At 73.1% G+C, this 14,759-nt stretch carries 13 protein-coding genes and 1 pseudogene; 7 read left to right on the top strand and 7 right to left on the bottom strand.

What is annotated here, in order from left to right; translation table 11 throughout:
* Positions 1 to 27: 27 nt before the first annotated feature.
* Together EV378_RS32655 and EV378_RS32650 are read right to left on the bottom strand one after the other, a co-directional pair.
* Positions 28 to 825, bottom strand: a complete 798-nt coding sequence (locus tag EV378_RS32655; RefSeq protein ID WP_132431547.1) for an amino acid kinase family protein — start codon at positions 823 to 825, stop codon at positions 28 to 30.
* Positions 822 to 1,649, bottom strand: coding sequence for an amino acid kinase family protein (locus tag EV378_RS32650; protein WP_132431545.1), 828 nt, complete (start codon positions 1,647 to 1,649; stop codon positions 822 to 824). The genes EV378_RS32655 and EV378_RS32650 overlap by 4 nt, the downstream gene beginning before the upstream one ends.
* Before the next feature lie 273 nt (positions 1,650 to 1,922).
* Here EV378_RS32650 and EV378_RS37180 point away from each other — a divergent pair.
* A pseudogene (locus EV378_RS37180) lies at positions 1,923 to 2,114 on the top strand (type IV toxin-antitoxin system AbiEi family antitoxin domain-containing protein); the annotation flags it as partial.
* A 434-nt stretch (positions 2,115 to 2,548) separates the two neighbouring features.
* On the top strand, positions 2,549 to 2,857 hold the full coding sequence (locus tag EV378_RS32640) for an endonuclease domain-containing protein (RefSeq protein WP_132431543.1): 309 nt from the start codon (positions 2,549 to 2,551) through the stop codon (positions 2,855 to 2,857).
* Between the two features lie 65 nt (positions 2,858 to 2,922).
* Here EV378_RS32640 and EV378_RS32635 read toward each other — a convergent pair whose 3' ends face one another.
* Complete coding sequence (locus tag EV378_RS32635; protein ID WP_132431541.1) at positions 2,923 to 4,155, bottom strand: cysteine desulfurase-like protein; 1,233 nt, start codon at positions 4,153 to 4,155, stop codon at positions 2,923 to 2,925.
* Between the two features lie 100 nt (positions 4,156 to 4,255).
* On the opposite strand from EV378_RS32635, the gene EV378_RS32630 reads away from it, so the two are divergent.
* Positions 4,256 to 5,548 carry a L,D-transpeptidase gene (locus EV378_RS32630; protein ID WP_132431539.1) on the top strand — a complete coding sequence of 431 codons (1,293 nt, stop codon included), beginning with the start codon at positions 4,256 to 4,258 and terminating at the stop codon, positions 5,546 to 5,548.
* A 3-nt stretch (positions 5,549 to 5,551) separates the two neighbouring features.
* Here EV378_RS32630 and EV378_RS32625 read toward each other — a convergent pair whose 3' ends face one another.
* Positions 5,552 to 7,108: an AMP-binding protein gene (locus EV378_RS32625; RefSeq protein WP_132433040.1), complete on the bottom strand. Its 1,557-nt coding sequence runs from the start codon at positions 7,106 to 7,108 to the stop codon at positions 5,552 to 5,554.
* Positions 7,109 to 7,423: 315 nt separating this feature from the next.
* On the opposite strand from EV378_RS32625, the gene EV378_RS32620 reads away from it, so the two are divergent.
* Positions 7,424 to 8,710: an acyl-CoA dehydrogenase family protein gene (locus tag EV378_RS32620; protein WP_132431537.1), complete on the top strand. Its 1,287-nt coding sequence runs from the start codon at positions 7,424 to 7,426 to the stop codon at positions 8,708 to 8,710.
* Positions 8,711 to 8,739: 29 nt separating this feature from the next.
* Here EV378_RS32620 and EV378_RS32615 read toward each other — a convergent pair whose 3' ends face one another.
* A complete protein-coding gene (locus EV378_RS32615; protein WP_132431535.1) occupies positions 8,740 to 9,273 on the bottom strand; it encodes a MarR family winged helix-turn-helix transcriptional regulator in 534 nt (177 codons plus the stop codon).
* Positions 9,274 to 9,277: 4 nt separating this feature from the next.
* Positions 9,278 to 10,069, bottom strand: coding sequence for an enoyl-CoA hydratase-related protein (locus tag EV378_RS32610; protein ID WP_132431533.1), 792 nt, complete (start codon positions 10,067 to 10,069; stop codon positions 9,278 to 9,280).
* A 37-nt stretch (positions 10,070 to 10,106) separates the two neighbouring features.
* Here EV378_RS32610 and EV378_RS32605 point away from each other — a divergent pair, with 37 nt between their 5' ends.
* From EV378_RS32605 to EV378_RS32595, 3 genes are all read left to right on the top strand, one after another.
* Positions 10,107 to 11,213: an MBL fold metallo-hydrolase gene (locus EV378_RS32605; RefSeq protein WP_207908928.1), complete on the top strand. Its 1,107-nt coding sequence runs from the start codon at positions 10,107 to 10,109 to the stop codon at positions 11,211 to 11,213.
* Positions 11,214 to 11,465: 252 nt separating this feature from the next.
* A complete protein-coding gene (locus tag EV378_RS32600; protein ID WP_132431531.1) occupies positions 11,466 to 11,804 on the top strand; it encodes a histone-like nucleoid-structuring protein Lsr2 in 339 nt (112 codons plus the stop codon).
* 102 nt (positions 11,805 to 11,906) lie between these two features.
* On the top strand, positions 11,907 to 13,448 hold the full coding sequence (locus EV378_RS32595; RefSeq protein ID WP_132431529.1) for an acyl-CoA synthetase: 1,542 nt from the start codon (positions 11,907 to 11,909) through the stop codon (positions 13,446 to 13,448).
* On the opposite strand, the gene EV378_RS32590 is transcribed toward EV378_RS32595, so the two are convergent.
* Complete coding sequence (locus tag EV378_RS32590; protein ID WP_132431527.1) at positions 13,436 to 14,638, bottom strand: MFS transporter; 1,203 nt, start codon at positions 14,636 to 14,638, stop codon at positions 13,436 to 13,438. The genes EV378_RS32595 and EV378_RS32590 overlap by 13 nt on opposite strands.
* Positions 14,639 to 14,759: the final 121 nt, after the last annotated feature.

Genomic DNA, 14,759 nt, shown 5'->3' with positions numbered 1-14,759 from the left:
CTCACCCCACCCGGGGCTCGTGGGAGCTCAGGCGGTGACGATCGTCCCGACGTGCTCGCCGGCCAGTGCCCGGGTCAGGGTCCCGGACACCGTGCCGTTGACGATCTGGAACTGCCGCACGTGCTTGGCCCGGCCCAGCAGCTCCAGCGCCGCGCGGTCCACCGGGTACGTCGCGCTCTCGTCGGCGAGCAGCTCGGAGGCGGTCGCGGTGGGGCGCGGCGCAGCGCCGTCGAGGACGCCGTCGACGTCGCGGACGTAGGTCAGCGACCGGGCCCCGTACGCGTCGGCCAGCAGGAGCGACCCGGCGTCCGTGCGGTGCGGCGGGATCTTCCCGACGGCGGGCGGGAACTCGTGCACGCCGTACGGCGGGAAGCCGTTGGTCACCATGGCGTTCGACGCGGCCAGGTGCACCGGCAGCTGGGTGCCGACGGTCTCGTGGCCGAGGTAGGCCACGCCCTGCTCGGCGAGCAGCGCGGCGACCATGTGCCCGTTCTGCTCGGCCTCGCACCCGGCCAGCTCGGCCAGCGCCCCGGTCGGCAGGCCCAGGTCCAGCCCGACGCCCATCACGTGGCGGGCCCGGATGCCGGCGCCGGTGCAGATCAGGAGCTTGCGGTCGGCCATCGCGGCGCGGAGCTCGTCGACGACCGGGAGCAGCACGCCGCGGCCGCCGTCGATGATCGACCGGCCGCCGAGCACGACGACGTCGAGCATCGGCAGCATCCGGATCACCGGTTGCTGCTGGTCGACCGGCCGCACCTGGCTGCGGTCGAGCAGGGTCTGGCGCATCAGCGCCGAGTCGACGTCCTTGGCGTAGGTGCTGCTCATGCGTGCTCTCCAGCGGTGATGATCGTGCCGACGTGCTCGCCGTTCAGGGCACGGGTGAGGTTGCCGGGCTTGAGCCCGTTGACGATCTGGACCGAGCGCACGAACCGCGCGTGCCGCATCAGGTCCAGCACCGGGCGCTCGATGATCACGTCCGGAAGGTCGCGGGCGATCAGCTCGTCGACGGTGATCTCCGGGATCAGGGTCGCCGACGGGTCGTTCTTCGGGTTGGCCGTGTAGAGGCCGTCCTCGTCCTTGACGAAGATCATGTTCTTGCAGCCGTAGGTCTCCGCGACCAGGTAGCACCCGGCGTCGGTGCGGTACGGCGGGATCACGCCCTCCTCGGGCAGCGGCTGCCACATGCCGTACGGCGGCATCCCGGCGAAGATCGCGGCGCGCACCTCGGACAGGTGCAGCGGCAGCGCCTCGAACCCGGCACCGGCGACGACCGGCACGCCGTGCTCGGCCATCAGGTAGCCCAGCATCCGCGCGTTCTGACCGGCCACGGCGTTGCCCACCTGGGACAGGACGCCGGTCGGCAGGCCCAGCTCGGCGGCCAGCGAGTACGCGTGCCGGGCACGGGTGCCTCCGCCGGTGCCGATCAGCAGCCGGTGCGAGCGGCGCGCCTCCAGGATCTCCTCGACGAGCGGGTAGACCGCCTCGCGGCCGCGGTCGACGAAGCTCTGCCCGCCCACCTTGATCACCGACACGTCCGGCAGCGTCCGCTTGTCCGCGACCGCGTCGGTGGCGGCCAGCAGCTCGGGGTCGCCGAGCGAGCGGGTCATCAACAACGACTCCAGCTCGGCGGCGCTGGTGGCACCTGTCATGGACGTCTCCTCCTCGTCGTCCGCGCCCCCGACCGGTGACGCCGGAACCGACCGTAGCGGTTCCCGGAGAGGCGCTCTGACGTGCACGAACGCGGTCCTGCGTCGGCACGGGACCCTCCACGCCGCGACGGCGTCGACGGTCCCGGCGCCCGTCCCGCATCCGCGTCGACGACCGCCGACCGGGTGATTCGCGGCACACGTCCGTGATCGGACACTGTGGAGGATCCCGGCCGCACACGGCCGCTCCGCTCCGCAGTCCCCGATCACCGGGTGATGTCGATCGCGAACCTCGGCGGGGAATCGGTCCCTGGAGCGTCGCGGGTTCCGGACGCTGTCCCACGTGGACTGGGCCGACCTGCTGCGCGTGCAGGCGGGGTCGTGTCCGACGCGCAGGCGATCGCGCACGGCGTCGCCGCCCGGACACTGCGGCGGAGGGTCGCCGACGGCGAGTGGTCCCGCCCCGCGCCGGGCGTGCTGCTGGTCGGCGGGCACCGGCTCACCGACGAGGCCCGTGCACGCGCGGCGTGGCTCTGGGGAGGGCCGGAGTCGATGCTCAGCGGTTCGGCCGGCCGCGTTCTGGTTCGGGTACCTGTCCGTCCTGCCCGCGGAAGTGCGCCTGACGGTGCCGCCGGCGACGCGGCGCACTCCACCGCCCGGCGTCCGGATGCGACGGCGCGCCGTGGACCCCGCCGACCGCGCGCTGGTGCAAGGGGTGGCGACGACGGCCGGACCGCTGACCGTGCCGGAGACGGCGGCGGAGCTCGACGACGGCGCGTCGCTCCTGGACCGGGCGCTCCAGCGTCATGTCCGGTTCCGCGACGTCCACCGGGCGTACTGCCGTTCGGTGTCCGCTCGCGGAACGGCCCGGGCGGGCGAGCTGATGATCGCCGCCGCGGACCGTGCGGACTCGGGGCTGGTGCGCCGGCTCCGCGGCGCTGCGGGCCGGAGGGCTGTCCGACGGGCTGGTGCTCGGCGAACCGTTCGGACCGTGGGAGATCGACCTCGCCTATCCGGCCGTCCGGCTCGCCATCGAGGTCGACGGCTGGGCGTGGCACTCGGACACGACGCGCTTCCGCAACGACCGCCGGAAGGGCAATGCGCTCGTCGCATCCGGATGGATGCTGTTGCGCTTCACCTGGCACGACATCACCGAACGCCCGCTCGCCTGCGTCGCCGAGGTCCGGCACGCGCTACATCGCGCCGCATGATCGGGCACTCCGGAGCGATACGGCCGCCTGCGGCCGGATCCCTCCGGACCGGCCGATCATGCCGGTCAGGACGCGACGAACGCCGACAGGCCGTCCAGGAGGCGGTCCACGTCGGAGTCGTCGACGTACGGGGCCAGCCCGATCCGGAGCGATCCGCTGTCTCCCAGGCCGAGGCGGCGCGAGGCCTCCAGGGCGTAGAACGAGCCGGACGGCGCGCTGACCCGGCGTTCGGCCAGGAAGCGGTGCGCGTCGACGGGGTCGCGGTCGTCGAACGTCACGAGCAGGGTGGGGGTCCGCCGCGCCGCGCGGGAGCGGACCCGCAGGCCGGGGAGCTCGGCCAGACCCTTCTCGATCCGGGTCCGCAGCCGCTCCTCGTGCTCGTGCACCGCCGCCATCGACGCCGCCACCGCCGCCCGGCGGCCGTCGTGCGGCGAGCCCGCGATGCCCGCCAGCACGTCCACCGCGGCCGTCGTCCCGGCGAGCAACTCGTACGGCAGGGTGCCCAGCTCGAAGCGCTCCGGGACGGCATCCGTGGACGGCGCGAGCTTCCACGGGTGCAGCGTCTCCAGCAGCGCCGGGTCGGACGCCAGCACGCCGCAGTGCGGGCCGAGGAACTTGTACGGCGAGCAGGCGAAGAAGTCCGCACCGAGCGCGGAGACGTCGATCGTGGCGTGCGCGCTCAGATGCACGCCGTCGACCATGAGCAGCGCACCTGTGCCGTCCCCACCCCGCCGGCTGCCGACCCCGGGGGCGTGCACGGCCTCGGCGATCCGCGGCACGTCCGGGCACGTCCCGACCAGGTTCGACGCTCCGGTGACCGCGACCAGGCGGGTGCGCGCGGACAGCACCGTGGACACGTCGTCGAGCTCGCAGGTCTCCGGGTCGAAGTCCAGCCACCGCACGGTCGCACCGGCCGCCTCGGCCGCGAGCACCCACGGCCGCACGTTCGCGTCGTGGTCCAGACGGGTGACGACGACCTCGTCGCCCGGACCCCAGCCCGCGGCCAGCGTGCGGGCCAGGTCGAACGTCAGCGCCGTCATGCTGCGCCCGAACACGACCCCGCGCGGATCGGCACCGAGGAAGTCGGCCATCGCGGCCCGAGCAGCGACGACGATCGCGTCGGATGCCTTCTCCCCCAACGTGATCGAGCCGCGGTTGGCCATCGGCGACGTCATCGCGGCGGCCACCGCGCCGGCTACCGCGTCGGGGACCTGCGAGCCGCCGGGCCCGTCGAAATGGGCGAGTCCGGCCCGGAGCGCGGGGAACCTCGAACGGAGAGCGGCGACGTCGAAACCCATGACACGACCCTTCCATCCGTGTAACGAGTACGCAGGTCACCACCGAAACGAGATATGTTGGTGCTCCCGTGTGAGTTACACCCTTGTGAGGTAAGGCCTGATGTCTCGCTCATGGGACTCGTCCCGGGGACGGCACGTCCCGCGCCGCCGTCGTTCGCTGCACCGGCGGACGCTCGGTCGCATCGTCGTGCTCGGAGTCGCCGTCGCCGCGCTCGCGGCCGGTGGCGCGACGGCGTTCGCGTCCGGATCGGTGCGCGACGTGATCGCCCGCAACCTCAGCGGGGGTGGCGAGACCTCCCAGCAGGCGGCCGCACAGGACGTCCCGCCGGTGCTGACCGTCGCGCCGAACCCGGGCACGACGGACGTCGCGCCACGGGCTCCCGTTCGCGCCGACGTGACGTCGGGCGAGCTGCGTGACGTGGCCCTGACCAGCAACGAGGGCAAGAAGGTCGCCGGAACGCTCGCGCCGGACCGGCGGAGCTGGACGCCGTCGGAGCCGCTCGGCTACGGCCACCAGTACACGTGGAGCGGCAGCTGGATCCGCCCGGACGGCGTCCCGCAGCCGCTCGGCGGCGGGTTCGGCACGGTCGACCCGGACCGCACGACCGACGCGCGGCTGAACATCGACGACGGCGACCAGGTCGGTGTCGCCGCCCCGATCATCATCCAGTTCGACCGCGACCTCTCGGACCAGGCGAAGGCCGCCGTCGAGCGGACGCTGACCGTGACGTCGTCGAAGAAGGCCGAGGGTTCGTGGGCCTGGCTGCCGGACACGGCGGACGGATCGCGGGTGCACTACCGGACGCAGAAGTACTGGCCCGCCGGCTCGAAGGTGACGGTGAAGGCCCCGCTCTACGGCGTCGACATGGGTGACGCCGGCTGGGGCGAGGAGGACCTGAGCAGCACGTTCACCATCGGCCGCAGCCAGATCGTCAAGGCGGACACCCAGAGCCACCAGATCGCGGTCGTCCGGGACGGCAAGGAGGTCGCGCGCTACGACGCCTCCTACGGCAAGGAGTCCGACCCGAACCGGGTCACCCGCGGCGGCACGCACATCGTGATGGCCAAGTCCGAGAAGGTCCTCATGTCGAACCCGGAGTACGGGTACGTCAACCAGCCCGAGTACTGGGCCGTGCGGATCTCGAACAACGGAGAGTTCATCCACGCCAACCCGGCGTCGGTGGGCGCACAGGGCAACCGCAACGTCTCGCACGGCTGCGTCAACCTGTCCACGAAGGACGCCCGCGCCTACTTCGACTCGGCCATGTTCGGCGACCCGGTCGAGGTCACGAACAGCTCGGTGCCGCTGTCCGCGCAGGACGGCGACATCTACGACTGGGCGATCCCGTGGAACGAGTGGAAGGGTATGTCGGCGCTGGCCCAGAAGCGGTAGACCTCAGCCGATCTTCCGCCCGCTCTCGGCCCACGCCTCGTCGCGCAGGACGAACTTCTGGATCTTGCCGGTGGAGGTCTTCGGGAGCTCGTCCGGGAACGTGACGCGCTTGGGCGCCTTGAACCGCGCCAGGTGCGCCCGCACGTGCTCGACGATGTCTTCCTCGGTCGCGCTCTCGCCGTCGCGCAGGGTGACGTAGGCGGCCGGGACCTCGCCCCAGCGCTCGTCCGGGATCCCGATCACGGCGACCTCCAGGACGGCCGGGTGGTCCGCGATCACCTGCTCCACCTCGACGGAGGCGATGTTCTCCCCGCCGGAGATGATCACGTCCTTGCTGCGGTCGCGGAGCTCGACGTAGCCGTCGGGATGCATGACACCGATGTCGCCGGTGCGGAACCAGCCGTCCGGCGCGGCGTCCCGGGTGGCCTGGTCGTCGTCCAGGTAGCCGAGCATGACGTTGTTGCCGCGCAGCGCGATCTGGCCGGTGGTCTCGCCGTCGGCCGGCGCGTCCGAGCCGTCGTCGGTGATCACCCGCACGGCGCAGGCGATCATGTTCCCGACGCCCTGGCGCGCCTTCATCCGGGCCTGCGCCTCGCCGTCGAGGTCGTTCCACTCCGGGCGCCAGTCGCAGAGCATGGCCGGCCCGAACGTCTCGGTGAGCCCGTACAGGTGGGTCACCTCGAAGCCCAGCTCGGCCATCCGCCGCAGGATCGCCGGGCTCGGCGGCGCCCCGCCGGTCGCGACGTTCACGCGCGTCTCGACGGGCCCCGCCTCCGGCGCGTACGCGATCATGGACAGCACGGTCGGGGCGCCCTCGAGGTGCGTGACGCCCTGGTCGCGCACCAGCTCCCAGATCCGCGTCGGGTCCACCTTCGGCAGGCAGACGTGCGTCGCCGCGGCGGCCGTGACCGCCCACGGGAAGCACCAGCCGTTGCAGTGGAACATGGGAAGGGTCCAGAGGTGGACCGACGACGGCGTCAGCCCGGTGTGCCCGACCATCGACAGCGCCTGCAGGTAGGCGCCCCGGTGGTGGTACATCACGCCCTTCGGCTTCCCGGTGGTACCGGACGTGTAGTTGATGGAGAGCAGCGAGCGCTCGTCGTCCGGCACGACGGCGGTCGGCTCGCCGTCGGCGATCAGGCGCTCGTAGTCCTCGCCGACCCGGATCGCCCGCGGCGGCTGCGCGAGCTGTCCGAGCACGTCGGAGACGAGGTCGTCGAACGACGGGTCGTACACCAGCACCGACGCCCGCGAGTGCTCCAGGATGTAGGCGACCTCGCCCACCGAGAGCCGGGTGTTCACCGCGACCAGCGGCACGCCCGCCCACGGCACGCCGTAGGCCGCCTCGATCCCGACGTGCGTGTTCGGCACGAGCACGGCCACCGGCCGCCGGTCCGCGATCGCCGCGAGGCCGCCGGCCAGGCGACGGCAGCGCGACCGCAGCTCGGCGTAGGTCAGGCGCAGGTCACCGTCGACGACGGCGACCCGGTCACCGTGGGCGGCGGCCGCCCGGTCCAGGAACGCGACCGGGGTGAGCGGCTCGAAGGACAGGCTCTGCAGGTCGTCCGGGACCCCGGCGGGATGGGTGGTCACCGGGGCAGCCTCTCCCGACACCGGCCGTCCGGCAACGCCTGCGGGCGGGCGGTGATATGGGCCTGCCGGGCATGGCGCAGGACCGGGGCGGGGCCGGCGTGCCGGGTTGCCGCCGAGGGGACGGCGCCGGGCAGCGGAGCGGTCCGGCCGAGGTGCCGATCCCCGTTGTCGAGGCCTCCAACGCGACCGGCCCCGGTGTGACCGGAGCATGGGTGCGTGGGCCATCCCGGCGGGTTACGTTGCCGGGGAGACGCAGGGCGGCGCAGGGAGGCGACGAGAGAGATGGCGTGGGATTTCTCCACCGATCCGGAGTTCGAGGAGAAGCTGAAGTGGATGCGCGGCTTCGTCCGCGACGAGATCATCCCGCTGGAGACGCTGGATCTCGACCGCCCCACGTTCGACCGGATCACCGCGCCGCTCAAGGAGCAGGTCAAGGAGCAGGGGCTGTGGGCCGCGCACCTGCCACCGGAGCTCGGCGGGGGCGGGTTCGGGCAGGTCTCGCTCGGGCTGATGCACGAGATCCTCGGCCAGTGCCGGTACGCGCCACCGATCTTCGGCAACCAGGCCCCCGACTCCGGCAACGCCGAGCTGCTCGCGATCGGCGGGAGCCCGGAGCAGAAGGAGCGCTGGATGCACCCGCTGCTGCGCGGTGAGCTGCGCAGCTGCTTCTCGATGACCGAGCCGGGCGCGGGCGCCGACCCGACGATGCTCGCCACGTCGGCCGTCCGCGACGGCGACGAGTACGTGATCAACGGGCACAAGTGGTTCTCGTCGAACGCCACCGGCTCCGACTTCCTGATCGTCATGGTGGTCACCGACCCGGAGGCTGCGCCGTACCAGCGCGCGTCGATGATCGTCGTGCCGACGGACACGCCGGGTGTCGACGTCGTCCGCGACATCCCGGTGATGGACCACCCGGAGATCGGCGGCGAGATCTACGGCGGGCACGCCGAGGTGGTCTACCGCGACGTCCGGGTCCCGGTGGAGAACCTGGTCGGCAACCCGGGCGACGGCTTCAAGCTGGCCCAGCAACGTCTCGGCCCGGGCCGGATCCACCACGCGATGCGCTGGCTCGGCCAGTCACGGCGGGCGTTCGACATGCTGTGCGAGCGGGCCGTCAGCCGCGAGGCGAGCGGGAGTCGCCTTGCGGACAAGCAGATGGTGCAGGACTGGGTCGCGACGTCGGCCGCCGAGATGCAGGCCGCGCGCCTGCTCACGCTGCAGGCGGCATGGACGATGGACCAGGTCGGGGCGTCCAACGCGCGGGTCGAGATCGGAATGATCAAGTACTGGGGTGCCCGCGTGCTGCACGACGTCATCGACCGCGCGATCCAGGTGCACGGCTCGCTCGGCTTCTCCGGCGACCTGCCGCTGGAGCAGATGTACCGTGCCGCCCGGGCCGCACGGATCTACGACGGTCCGGACGAGGTGCACAAGGAGTCCGTCGCCCGCCGGATCCTGCGCGGCTACACGCCGGTCGAGGTCCCGACCGAGCACGTCCCGACCCGGACCGAGGCGGCCCGCCGCAAGTTCGCCGCGTACCTGGAGGAGAGCACCGCGAACGCCTGACGCGCGGCTGCAGCCGACCGCCGAGGCACTCAGGCGCCTCCGGCCGCCTCCGGCGCTGCGGAGGGCGCACGGGTCCCACGTGGAGGCGGGGCCGGCTCGTCGAGGCCGGCGCGGTGGTCTGCGACCAGGGCCGTCATCGCCTCCAGGAAGCGGGCGGCGGCGTCCAGCTCGTCGTCGGTGAAGCCGGTCAGCACCTCGTCCATCCGCACGCCGAGCGGGCCGAAGAACGCCGCGCCGACGGTCGCGGCCGCCTCCCCGTGCCGGAGCGTGACACGACGGCGGTCCGTCGACTCGCGGCTGCGGCGCACGTGCCCGGCGCGTTCCAGGCGGTCGACGACGGCCGTCGTCGCGCCCGTCGACAGGTCGAGCAGCTCGCCCAGCGCGCCGGGGGTGAGCGGCTCCCCCGCCGTCTCGGCGCGCAGCACGGCGAGCAGCCCGTGCAGGTCGGTCGGGTGCAGCCCGTGCCGCCCGGCGAACGCGTGGCCGAGCCGCTCGGCCTCCCCCGCGTAGTCCTGCAGGAGGCGCACCAGCTCCTCCCGGCGCGAGGGGTGCGAGGTCGTCACGCGATCACGCCCCCTGCCAGCGCGGCGGGCGCTTCTCCAGGAACGCGGCGATCCCCTCGGCCCGGTCGGCCGAGTCCTCGATCGCCGCGCTCGCGCGGTCGGTGGCCGCCCAGCCGCGCTCGTCCGGCTCACCGACGACGTCCTCGAGCGCCCGCAGCGACGCGGCGACGGCCGTCGGCGAGTTGGCGCAGACCTGCTCCGCCAGCGCGAGCGCCGCGGCGACGGCCCCTCCGGCGTCGGTCAGCTCGTTCACCAGGCCGAGCGTGTGGGCCCGCTCCGCGCCGAGCGGGGCTCCGGTGACCAGCATCTGCTTCGCGACGTTCAACGGCAGCGGCCGGGGAGCCCGGAACAGCGCGCCGCAGTTGGCCACCAGACCGCGGGCGACCTCCGGGAGCCCGAACCGCGCGTCACGCCCGGCGACGACCATGTCGCAGGCCAGCACGATCTCGAACCCGCCGCCGTACGCGAGACCCTCGACGGCCGCGATCAGCGGCGTGGACCGGTCGCGTCGCACGACACCGTAGCTCCCGCCCCGCGCCGTCGGGGTCCCCGCGCCGGAGGCGAGGTCGGTGCCCGCGCAGAACGCCACCGCGTCGCCGGCCAGCACGCCGCACCACAGGGCGGGGTCGTCGTCGAGCTCGTTCAGCGCGGCGTCCAGGCCCGCCGTCATCGCCGGGTCGACCGCGTTGCGCTTCTCCGGGCGCCGCATGCGGATCAGCAGCACGTGGCCGTGCCGCTCGGTCACCACGCGCGAAGGGTCACGCTCCGCCGCCGGCTCGCTCGCAGGCTCGCTCATACCGTCCACCGTAGATCCGGATCCGTAATCTGGAGTCGTGCCGTCCCCGCGCGTCCCCCTGATCGCCGCCTCCACGCTCACCGGGATCGCCGGCGCGACGTGGTGGTTCCGCCGCAACGCCGGTGCCTACGACCGCAGCCTGCGTGCGGTCACGTCCCGATCCCCGCACGCGACGGACGGGATCTTCGCGAACACCGAGCCGGGCGAGCCGCGCCCGGACGTGAGCCCGCGCCGGGTGGTACGGATGGTGCGGCACCGCAACGAGGTCGGCGTGCCGCCGGGCCGGGTGCCGCTGGCCCCGTTGCGCCTGCCCGCCCGCCCGGCAGCGCTGGCCGCGACCTGGCTCGGGCACGCCGGGGTGCTGCTCGAGATCGACGGACGACGGGTGCTGGTGGACCCGGTCTGGTCGAAGCAGGTCTCGCCGGTCCCGTTCATCGGGCCGCGGCGGCTGCACCCCGCTCCGGGACCGCTGTCGGCACTGACCGCGCTCGCCGGAGGCCTGGACGCCGTGCTGATCAGCCACGACCACTACGACCACCTGGACGTCCGCACCGTGCGACGGCTGGCCGCGGACACCACGGCGACGTTCGTGGCCCCGCTCGGCGTCGGCGAGCACCTGCGCCGCTGGGGTGTCCCGGCCGCGCGGATCGTGCAGTGCGACTGGGACGAGACGGCCGACGTCGCCGGCCTGCGCCTGACCTGCCTGGAGGCGCGGCACTTCTCCGGGCGCTGGCTGCGCCGCAACACGACGCAGTGGGGCGCGTGGTCGGTGGCCGGCCCGCAGCACCGGGTCTACGCGGGCGGCGACACCGGCCCGACCGGGGCATTCGCGCGTTCCGGCGCCGCGCACGGGCCGTTCGACCTCACGCTTCTGCCGATCGGTGCCTACGCGACGTTGTGGCCGGACGTCCACATGACACCGGAACAGGCCGTGGACGCGCATCTCGCGCTGCGCGGCGACGTGCTCGTCCCGATCCACTGGGCGTCGTTCAATCTCGGTTTCCACGCGTGGGCCGAACCGGCCGAGCGGCTCGCCCGGGCCGCGTCGGACGCGTCGGTGACGGTGGCGTTCCCGCGGGTCGGCGGCCGCGTCGAACCGGGATCGGTGCTGCCCGACGATTCGTGGTGGACGGTTCTGGACTGATCGGAACCCGCAGCCGGTCGGACGGGAGAACGTAACCCTTTCCTCCGATTGTCTTCGGCCGAACGCGCGTGACGGTGCGGTAGCACACCGTTCTGCCCGTAACACGCATGCGGGGTCGATCGACAACACCGGCACGCATCCCTTATCGTTTCCTCGGAATTTCACGCTACATCTCACACTTCGGATCCGGTGCACGGTTCTCGACGGTCTCCCCGGCTCGTGCGCCCGGAATGCGCTGGAAGGATTCTGCCCGTGGCGAAGCACACCACCGTCACCCTCGTCGACGACCTCGACGGAGGTGAAGCCGACGAGCAGGTGCAGTTCGCCGTCGACGGGAAGTCGTACGAGATCGACCTCTCCTCGAAGAATGCGGAGAAGTTGCGTGACCACTTGGCGCCGTACGTTTCGGCGGCCCGCCGCGCGGGCGGCCGTTCGGCGGCACCGTCGGGCGGCTCGTCCAACTCCTCGAGTGCCTCGGACCGGGCCATGAACCGCGCGGTTCGGGAATGGGCGGTCGCTCAGGGCATGAAGATCTCGGAGCGCGGACGGATCCCGTCGTCGGTTCTGGAGGCGTACCGCAACGCGCACTGAGCCGGAACCGGTTCCAGCAGCCGAAACGGATCCGGGCCCCCTCTCGTCGCCGGAACTGGCAGGATCTCGGGCGGACGCCTGTACCGCCGACGAGAGGGCCCGATGTTCCCAGGAACGTACGCCGCGACGACACCGGACAAGCCGGCGGTCGTCATGGCCGGAACCGGCGAGACGCTCACCTACGCCGATCTCGAGGCCGGCTCCGCCCGGCTGGCGCGCCATCTCGTCGACTCGGGCCTGGGCCGTGGCGACGTCGTCGCGCTGATCACCGAGAACACGCCGCGGCTCTACGAGGTGTACTGGGCGGCGCAGCGTGCCGGCCTCTACATCACGGCGGTGAACCACCACCTGTCCGCCGACGAGGCCGCCTACATCGTCTCGGACTGCGGCGCGAAGGCGCTGATCGTGTCGGCCGGGGTGGCCGGCCTGGCCGCGGCCGTCGAGCCGCTCGTCGACGTCGGGGTCCGCCTCGCGTACGGCGGTGAGATCCCCGGCGCGAGCGGCTACGCCGACTTCGACGAGACGCTGCAGGGCGTCCCGGCCGAGCCGCTGGCCGACCAGCCACGCGGCGCGGACATGCTGTACTCGTCCGGTACCACCGGCCGTCCGAAAGGGATCCGCCCAACGCTGCCGGACCGCCAGATCGACGAGCCGGGCGACCTCTACGTCTCGGTGTTCGGCCGGATGTACGGGTTCGACGCCGACACCGTCTACCTCTCCCCCGCACCGCTGTACCACGCCGCGCCACTGCGGTTCACCGCCACGATCCACGCGGTCGGCGGCACGGTCGTCGTGATGGACCGCTTCGAGCCGGAGGCCGCGCTGGCCGCGATCGAGCGCTTCGGGATCACGCACAGCCAGTGGGTCCCCACTATGTTCGTGCGGATGCTCAAGCTGCCCGACGACGTCCGGACCCGCTACGACGTGTCGTCGCTGAAGGTCGCGATCCACGCGGCGGCGCCGTGCCCGGTGGAGGTCAAGCAGCGGATGATCGACTGGTGGGGGCCGGTGCTCTACGAGTACTACGCCGCCACCGAAGGCGCCGGGATCACGTTCATCGACTCGCAGCAGTGGCTGACCCACCCCGGCTCCGTCGGGCGCGGCGGGGTGCTGGGCGACGTCCACATCTGCGACGACGAGGGCAAGGAGCTCGCCGCCTACGAGGTCGGCACGATCTACTTCGAGCGCGAGGAACGGCCGTTCGAGTACCACAACGACCCGGACAAGACGCGCTCCGCCGAGCACCCGGACCACCAGAACTGGACCACCACCGGCGACCTCGGCTACGTCGACGACGAGGGCTTCCTCTACCTCACCGACCGCAAGGCGTTCATGATCATCTCCGGCGGGGTGAACATCTACCCGCAGGAGGTCGAGGACCAGCTCGCCCTGCACCCGAAGGTGCTCGACGTCGCGGTGATCGGCGTGCCGGACCCGGAGATGGGCGAGTCGGTCAAGGCCGTCGTCCAGCCGGCCGATGGCGTCGAGACCGGGCCGGAGCTCGAGGAGGAGCTGATCGGGTTCGTCCGGGAGCGGATCGCGCACTACAAGGCGCCCCGCACGATCGACTTCACGGACTTCCTGCCGCGCACGCCCACCGGGAAGCTGGTCAAGCGCGAGCTGCGGGACCGCTACACGTCCTGAGCGCCGTAGCGGCGGCGGGCCCACACGGCCGCCGCCACCAGCGGCACGGACACGGCGAGCGCCGCGGCGAACAGCGTCCGGAACCCGCCGGCGTCGGCCAGCGGGGCGGCGAGCGCGGTCCCGGCCGAGCTGCCCAGGAACAGGACGGTGGCGAACAGCGCCACCGCGGTCGCGCGGGCCTGCGGGGTCACCTGCGTCGCCCAGGCCTGCAGCGTGGAGTGCAGGAACGCCCAGGCCCCGCCGAGCCCGGCACCGGCGGCCAGAACCGTCACCGGGTGCACGGCGACCGACGGGGCGGCCCATGCCGCGATCAGGAACCCGCCACCGATCGCGGCCAGGCCGGCAGGGCGGATCCGGCCCACCAGCCGTCGCACCAGGCGGGAGAACAGCAGCGCCGCGACGCCGAACGCCCCGGACACGAGCCCGGCCACGGCCGCCGTCGACCCCAGGGACTGCATCGCGGGCGCCAGGTAGGTGAGCACCGCCAGCACGACGATCCCCTCGACGAACGCGAGGACCAGGATCACCCACGCCCACCCCGTGCCGAGGACGACGCGCAGCGGTGCCAGCAGACCCGCCGGCGCGGCGTCCGACGTGCGACCGGGCTCGGGCAGCCACCGCAGCGCCGCGACCATCCCGGCGCCGGCCAGGGCGGTCACCGCGAACACCCAGCGCCAGCCGACGAGGTCGGCCAGCAGGCCCGCACCCGCCGTCGCCACCGCCGTCCCGAGCGCGGACGCGGCCAGCACGTCCGACAGCGGACGCTGGCGCACCCGCTCCGGCCAGGTGTCCCCGACGTAGACCAGCGACGCCGGGATCAGCGCCGCGAAGCACGCGCCGGTCACCACCCGGCCGACGACCAGCACCGCGACCGTCGGCGCGAGCGCGGACGCACACCCGCCCAGCACCGCGCCGACCAGCGCCAGGCGCATCACCCGCACCCGCCCGAGCCGGTCGCTCACCACCCCCCAGACCACCTGCATCAGCCCGTAGGCCAGGAAGTAGCCACCCGCCACCGCGGCCGCCGTCGCGAGCGGGACGCCGAGGTCCGCGGCGATCGGGACGAGCAGCGGGGCGATCGCGAACCGGTCGCACGTGCTGACCAGCGAGGCCAGCTGGAGCAACCGCAGGCGGCGGACTCCGTCCGGCACGCCGGCGTCGTCCGGGCGGCCCTCGGTCGGGGAGATCACCCGGACACCCTCCCCCGCGGCCGGATCGCTTGCCGGAGCGGGCCGGTGGGGGTCAGAGTGAGCCCGCCCCCGGCGACTCCCCGGGTGGCGACCCCCGACGACGAGGGCGAGGTTCGCGGTG

Origin of the sequence: Pseudonocardia endophytica (genome assembly GCF_004339565.1) — a bacterium.
Classification (GTDB): Bacteria; Actinomycetota; Actinomycetes; order Mycobacteriales; family Pseudonocardiaceae; genus Pseudonocardia; species Pseudonocardia endophytica.
The sequence above is the reverse complement of the archived record's forward strand: the minus strand, read 5'-3'. Positions and strand labels throughout refer to the sequence as shown.

Bases quoted from the DNA above. Each gene is read 5' to 3' on its own strand.
- EV378_RS32595 (WP_132431529.1), top strand. From the start codon at position 11,907: ATGTTCCCAGGAACGTACGCCGCGACGACACCGGACAAGCCGGCGGTC.
- EV378_RS32610 (WP_132431533.1), bottom strand. From the start codon at position 10,069: ATGAGCGAGCCTGCGAGCGAGCCGGCGGCGGAGCGTGACCCTTCGCGC.
- EV378_RS32635 (WP_132431541.1), bottom strand. From the start codon at position 4,155: ATGGGTTTCGACGTCGCCGCTCTCCGTTCGAGGTTCCCCGCGCTCCGG.
- EV378_RS32630 (WP_132431539.1), top strand. From the start codon at position 4,256: ATGTCTCGCTCATGGGACTCGTCCCGGGGACGGCACGTCCCGCGCCGC.
- EV378_RS32650 (WP_132431545.1), bottom strand. From the start codon at position 1,649: ATGACAGGTGCCACCAGCGCCGCCGAGCTGGAGTCGTTGTTGATGACC.
- EV378_RS32620 (WP_132431537.1), top strand. From the start codon at position 7,424: ATGGCGTGGGATTTCTCCACCGATCCGGAGTTCGAGGAGAAGCTGAAG.
- EV378_RS32655 (WP_132431547.1), bottom strand. From the start codon at position 825: ATGAGCAGCACCTACGCCAAGGACGTCGACTCGGCGCTGATGCGCCAG.